The 6,393-nt window shown below is 54.4% G+C and carries 5 protein-coding genes and 1 pseudogene; 2 read left to right on the top strand and 4 right to left on the bottom strand.

The window, feature by feature from the left end; translation table 11 throughout:
* Both MKMG_RS10145 and MKMG_RS10140 read left to right on the top strand, forming a co-directional pair.
* Positions 1-1,242, top strand: a 1,242-nt coding sequence (locus tag MKMG_RS10145) for a serine/threonine-protein kinase (protein WP_165077733.1), incomplete at its 5' end; no start/stop codon positions are given.
* Positions 1,243-1,358: 116 nt separating this feature from the next.
* Positions 1,359-2,189: a hypothetical protein gene (locus MKMG_RS10140; protein ID WP_165077731.1), complete on the top strand. Its 831-nt coding sequence runs from the start codon at positions 1,359-1,361 to the stop codon at positions 2,187-2,189.
* Between the two features lie 385 nt (positions 2,190-2,574).
* Here the strand turns inward: MKMG_RS10140 and MKMG_RS10135 are convergent.
* From MKMG_RS10135 to MKMG_RS10120, 4 genes and pseudogenes are all read right to left on the bottom strand, one after another.
* Positions 2,575-2,760: pseudogene (locus MKMG_RS10135) on the bottom strand (P-loop NTPase); the annotation flags it as partial.
* An 86-nt stretch (positions 2,761-2,846) separates the two neighbouring features.
* Complete coding sequence (locus MKMG_RS10130) at positions 2,847-4,937, bottom strand: DUF2298 domain-containing protein (RefSeq protein WP_165077729.1); 2,091 nt, start codon at positions 4,935-4,937, stop codon at positions 2,847-2,849.
* Between the two features lie 132 nt (positions 4,938-5,069).
* Entirely contained in the window at positions 5,070-5,267 is a 198-nt protein-coding gene (locus MKMG_RS10125; protein WP_165077726.1) for a hypothetical protein, read from the bottom strand.
* A gap of 201 nt (positions 5,268-5,468) precedes the next feature.
* Positions 5,469-6,393: TIM barrel protein (locus tag MKMG_RS10120; protein WP_165077728.1), on the bottom strand; the 925-nt coding region annotated here is incomplete at its 5' end.

Below are 6,393 nucleotides of genomic sequence, written 5' to 3'. Positions count from 1 at the left end.
GATGTAAAGCCGGAGACGACCTGGCCCGGGCAGGGTGTTGGTCCGGTAAAGGCCGGCACGCCGGTGCCGACCACGGAACAGACCCCTGACGACACGGCAGTGGCAACGCCCGAAACGACCCCCGCATCCGTGTCCACACAGGCCCATGCGGCAACATCTGCCGGGGCCATTGCGGACGAGACGGCCGAAACGGCGGATGGCATGGATGCGGAGGAGACTTCCCCATCTGACGGGGAAGAAGGAGCCGGTCTGCTCCTTCTTCTTATCCCGGCGGCGGCCGTCGTTGCCGCCGGTGCGATCATCGCCAGCCGACGGCGTGAACCGGCACGTGACGGCATGATTGAACCACCGATGATTGGCGGAGAGGGCGCTCCCGCCTCGGTCAAGACCGTGATACGGGGGGGAGGGAGCGTTCCCGCCTATTCCGGGTTTCCTGAACGACTCGCGCCAAAATATCGGAATATCGAATATCTTGGCCAGGGGGGGATTGCCCGTGTATACCGGGCGGAACATGTCTCCGATGGCAGGGTGGTCGCGGTAAAGATCCCCATCGTTCCCGACGAGCAGACCGGCACCCATTTCATGCGGGAGATCCGGTTCTGGGAGCGCCTGCACCACCCGAATATCCTTGCGATTTATGCGGTAAACATCCTCCCCGTCCCCTATGTGGAGATGGAGTATGCACACCATTCCCTGAAGGATTGCCCGCTCCCCCTCTCACCGGAAGAGGCTTTTTGCGTGATCCAGGGCATCGCCGCCGGCCTCTCATTCGCCCACGACAAGGGAGTGATCCACCGGGATATCAAACCCGAAAACATCCTGTGTGCAGGGGGCCGGACGCCGAAGATTACCGACTGGGGGCTGGGGTCGGTGACCGATGGTGGTCACCGGACACAGGTCGGCGGGTTCTCACCGGGGTATGCAGCCCCGGAACAGCTGAGGCCGTCGGTCTATGGAAAAGAGGACGTTCGCACCGACCTGTACCAGCTGGGCGTGCTCTTCTTCGAACTGCTGACGGGCACCACCCCCTATGCGGGTGCCGGAATCGGCGAGGTGACGCTTGCCGTCCTCGGCGAGCCTGCCCCCCTTCCTTCAAAGGCCGGGGCCCCGACCGATGCCTATGACGCCGTCATCCTCAGGTGCCTGGAAAAGGAGAAGGATAAGCGGTTCTCTTCGGTTGCCGACTTCTGTGAGGCCCTGCGGGAGGCAGCCGGGTATGTCACTCCTCCCGAAAACGGATAAGGAGAACCGCGTGGTTCCGCACTGGGAACCTGAGTATTTTCTTAATATATATGTGAACCGTACCTACAGGAATGCGGGGGACGGAGATATTGTTCCCGCGAAGGAGCAAACCAGTAATGAAACGAACCACACTAGCCATCGGATGTGTTCTCTGCCTCTGCCTCTGTGCGGTTGCAGTGACGCCTGCGATGGCAAAGAACGTGATCAGTCCCCAAGTGGACAAGTTTGCCGACCACAAGCTGGACGGGGGGATGTCCGGCAAGGGGGCGCTCAAAAATGCTGACGAGCAGCTGATTAACAACACCAGTGCTGCAACGAATGAATTCAGGATGCAGCAGTTCAATGACAGCGTCGTCTGGGGAAAGGGTCTGATTGCAGAGGTAAATTCTTCGGGATACAATACCTCAAAGGCAGAAGCAGTCCTTGCACAGTTGATTGGACAGGAAGACGCCCTCAGGGGGGCGCTTGAATCCGGCGAACAGGGCCAGATGTCTTCGGTAACGGCCAAAAACAATGCGCTGACAAAACAGCTCCGGATGTCCCTGAACAACTGTATCCGGGCAAACGGCACAGAAAACGCAACCATGGAGATGAACCAGATCCGTGAGAACTGCACCGCCATTGATGCGGAATATCTTGAACTCAGGTATAATGAACGTTTGATGTACGGCGACGAGATCATTGATATCTTCAATGCATCAGGGTATAATACAACAACCGCAGGAGAACAGCTCGATATCATCGGGGGAAATAACCAGACGTTCATGAACGCCACGGGAGATGGGGACCGCCCGGCCATCAACGCTGTCCTGAACGAGAACAAAAAAGCCTGGAACACCGGCAAACGTTCTCTCTGGGAGCAGATCCGTGCCATCTTCTTCGGTGAAACGGCCTCCGAAGACGCATCTGTCCCGTCCGAAGATTCCGAAACGGGCGAAGAAGCCTAAACATTCCAGAAATACACCAAATCCCGAATCCAGATAATATTCAATCCGCATCGAACAGGGGAAGTATGTCCTCCATAGAAACACTACACCCCTTTTTCAATATTTTTTCCCTCGCACATGCGCCGTGAGGGTATCGTCACTTTTCCGTGAAAGTCTCCCGGTTTCCATATTGCCCGATATCTTCATCGGAGTCCGGCACCCGGATGACGGAGTTTTGTAGTACCGATAAGATATGGCCGTTGGGATTTCCGTTGGTATGAAGGTGACAGGTTGATCTGCGAGGTTCTGTATACTCCTGACAGGTACGGATGGATATTCTGGGGACCCGTTCGCGTTCACACAGGGTTGAGAAGCATTTTTTCCCGGGGGCGTCTGCCGCCTTTCCCTCTTCAACAATCCGGACAAGGTTCTCCATCACGGCATCGACCTGTTTCCATGTCGGGTTGTCTCTGGCCATGCCGGGGCTGCGGATGAGAAACGGCCGTCCCTCATCGGCCGCTTTGCGCATCTCAGGGTCCAGCGGGATGGCACCGAGGAAGGGGACGCCGAGATCTTTTGCGGCACGCTGCCCCAAGTAACGAGAATCGTAGACCGCAGCCTGCAGGAGTGAACAAACAGCACATCCGGATCTTACGAAGGATGTGCCGCACTCAATGCTCAGATAACCCGGTATACACAGGTGTTTCCTGACCGGTATGCGAGTTCTATTTCATCACACCCTGCAAGCGTCTCCAGGTCTGATCCGTACTTCTTTTGCTCTGTTTCTCCGACGAAGATGTAGCGCACATGATACTTCGCAAGCCGTTCCTGTGCCCCCTCGGTATACATGCAGTCGATGTCCGCACACCGCTGCTCAATATCCTCACCTCCCCGTCCCCACATCACTTCGTGGGTACGCCACCCGATAACCGTGGGCAGGCCGGTGAAGGCTGATACCCGTGATGAGTAGGAATATGCATCTCCCGGAGCTTCCAGTACCACCTCCCCTCTCTTCGCCGTCTCCCGGAGCCAGCACAGTGCGTTGTAGTCGTCAGGTTTCTGTTCTTTGAGCCATACGCTACCGTCAAGCGTCAGCGTCTCTGTCTCGCCCATATAATTCGTATTGGGCATCGATACCAGCGTTCCCATTGGATGAATCACCGCGATGATGATCAAAACGATTGCCCCTGCCACCAGTATCCGGTTCTTTATCCGGAAGAGAAAATACGCAGACGCGATTCCCCAGAATACCCACGCCTGCAGATAGAATTTCATTACCGTGTTCATACGCTCATACGGGGGGCCGTAGGGGTCGTTGATGAAGAATAATTCGCAGAAAGTAATCATCAGCAGGGCGATGCCTGCGAGAAGAGCCGGGTATTCTTCACCGAACCATGCACGGTAAAAGAACGGAATGGCGAGGAGCGCTGCTATCGCCAGCGGGAAGTTCAGTAGGAAGGCGATCACCAAAACGACGATGGCCGATACTGCGATGAGACCATCCTTCCGGGAAAATTTGTGTGAGTCTATAAGGTATGCGAACGATATGAAGGCGAAGACGCCGAATATGAGAAGAAACCCTGATAAATCTGTCCTCCGCCCGGGATCAACAATGCCAACCAGCCCCACACAAAGCGATGCCACAAAGATGCAGCCTGCCAGTCCGATGACAAACAGAAATGCCTTCTTTTTTGTCACAACATAGGCGGTCCAGGCGAGCAGAAACAGGGATACAGGAAGGTTCCAGGCGTTCAGACCGACAAGGAAGACGGTGACGATGAGAGCTGCTGAGAATGTTGTCCATGAAAACTTTTTTGACAATGCGAGACACAGCCCGATGAGGGTCAGCAGAAAAGGAATCGATACGAAATGAGCATGCAGGTCTCCCTGAAGAAAGGTAAAGAACGGGTAGAAGTTTATCGTCTGAGGAATGGTGCATGTTGCGGTCGTGAAGTCAAACGCTGAGAACCACTCAATGAGCGATCCCGGAACGTTTTGGAACCACTGGTTATCCGGTTCACTCAGATATGACAGAAGCTGCACGAACCCGGCCGGAAAACCTGAAACCATGGTGAGAAACGCTGCAGCAAAACCGTACAGCCGTCTCTCCGTCAGATTGAGCCCAAGGCCGAACGCCGTCTGCACGCCGATGGCAAAGAAGGTGGCAACGGCAAGGTTATACCCGACTGTAGCCTGCACACCGGAGAGCACGACAAGGACGGCGGTGGCCAGGTGTCCGAGGTAGTAGTAGGTCAGACCTGTACCGGCAAACCAGGGATCCAGAAGAGGGAGGTAATCGGTTTGTAGCAGTGACTGAAGAAATGCGGCGTTCATGAAATCTTCTGAATATCCAAAGAAGATCTCCGGTTTATGCATGAGAAAGAGTGTTGCGAGAAGAAATGTTACGACAAATAGCCCTTCCTGTATCAGCCAGTCCCGGTCTGTCTTCCGGTAACTGCGATGGAGGTCTGCGATGAAACGGTGCCCCGCGTAATGTTTCAAAGACGAATGTCGCAGGTCACAGCGGTGGATGTATACAATGAATGCGGCCAGAGCAGCGAGAACGAGCAGACCGGCATATACACCTGCAGTGAGCGGAACCAGCCGGATGAACGAGAGCAGACTGGCAACAAGGGAGATGATGATGATCCCTATTGGCCGGGCAAGCGAGTATCCGCTGTCCCTGAGGTTTCCGGCCAGGGTCAGGGCTAAAGGGAACGCGAGAAGGCCGATTACTTCGAGAACGATAAGAAAAATCAGGACATCCATTCATTCACTCTGTTTTTTTACATGGCCGCAAATGGCATCCGCATGTTCACCTTATAGCAATTATGGGAACTTTGGCCGTAGCTCTGTGCATAGCATATACACCTGAAAAAAAGGTGGCGACTGCCGTCGGGTTCAGGTGTATTCATCTGCTCGTTTTTTGATCTTCTGGTTGACGTTGGGGCTGTTTACTATCCGGTGCCAGTCGTCTTTGCTCATGCCCATAAAAAAATTGCATGAGCGGCACTTGAGCCAGATCTCGTATTCATCAGGTTCTTCTGCCTGCAGTTCGTTTTTTCCACACTTAGGACATATATAGACAGCTTCCTTCATTGCAACACCTTTGAATATAATATATAATAGGAGGTTATTGTGGTGGTTAATAAACCCCACGTTTTTATTAACTGTGTGAAACAGTCCTTTTGTTCATGACTATTACATGGATTCAGTCTGATGAATTTTGCTATCGTTCGGTGGAGTGTGCTCCGGCTGTAACGGTATCCCAATGGGGATATTCCCCCTATACACTGTCTCCTATTCCTGTTTTAGCGAAGCACGCTGTGTCACAAGAAATGTTGTCAGATCATCCAGTGTCTTTGGGATGCACTCATGGACGACCACCGAAGGGGCAACCATCTCCAGCATTGTCCGTGCCTGTGGGAGGGATAGCGACCGATGCTGGTCGGTGAGGACGGCATGCTGGAATGCGAACGCCTCCTGGTCGTGGCGCTGCATGGTGTCAAATCCGTTTGGGATGCCCCGGCGTATGCGTTCCTGCCGGAGGGAGTATGAGCCGCTCCAGTGGAGGTGGATGACATCAATTTTTTTGACAATCTCTGCAGGGAGGGTATTGATGCAGCCGCAGACGGCGGTGATGCAGTCGGCTTCTTTGTCAGAGGAAGCGATGCGGTTCATGAGGTGGCCTGTGTCGAGCACAAATCCATAGTTTGAGAACTCCAGCAAATCCATGAGGCATAGGATGGCATCAGGGTCTGTGTAGGTGAGGCCCGGATACCAGAGGTTCTCAAACTGCAGTGGGACCGGTGGTTCCTTACCAGGGAATGTGGAAACCAGTTCATTAAGAAATTCTGCGGCCCGTTCCAGTACATCCCGGTCATCCCTTGCATAGGTCTGGGTGAACATCTCAGCGGTGTGGTAATACCCGAGGTGGTATACCGCGTAGCCTGCGTGAAGCCGGGCGGCCCGTTCGAGCTGGAGCTTGAGGGCGGCAATGAAATCCTGATGTGTGCTGCAGGCAAAGAACGGCGGTTCGAACCGGGTGGTTCCTTTGCTGCCGGGTGGTTCGCCGTTCCCCGCCCTCTCCTCTGTATTTATTTTATTATTATCTTCCAGCATCTCCGGCCAGCCGGAGTGGAACGGGAGGTGAACGCCTCTCACCAGCCCTGCGGGAATATCTGACGGAGCCACATCCTCATAGCCGGTGTAGAGTTCCACACCG

The organism is Methanogenium sp. MK-MG (assembly GCF_009914725.1).
GTDB lineage: Archaea > Halobacteriota > Methanomicrobia > Methanomicrobiales > Methanomicrobiaceae > Methanogenium.
This window is presented reverse-complemented; position numbering and strand designations above follow the sequence as displayed.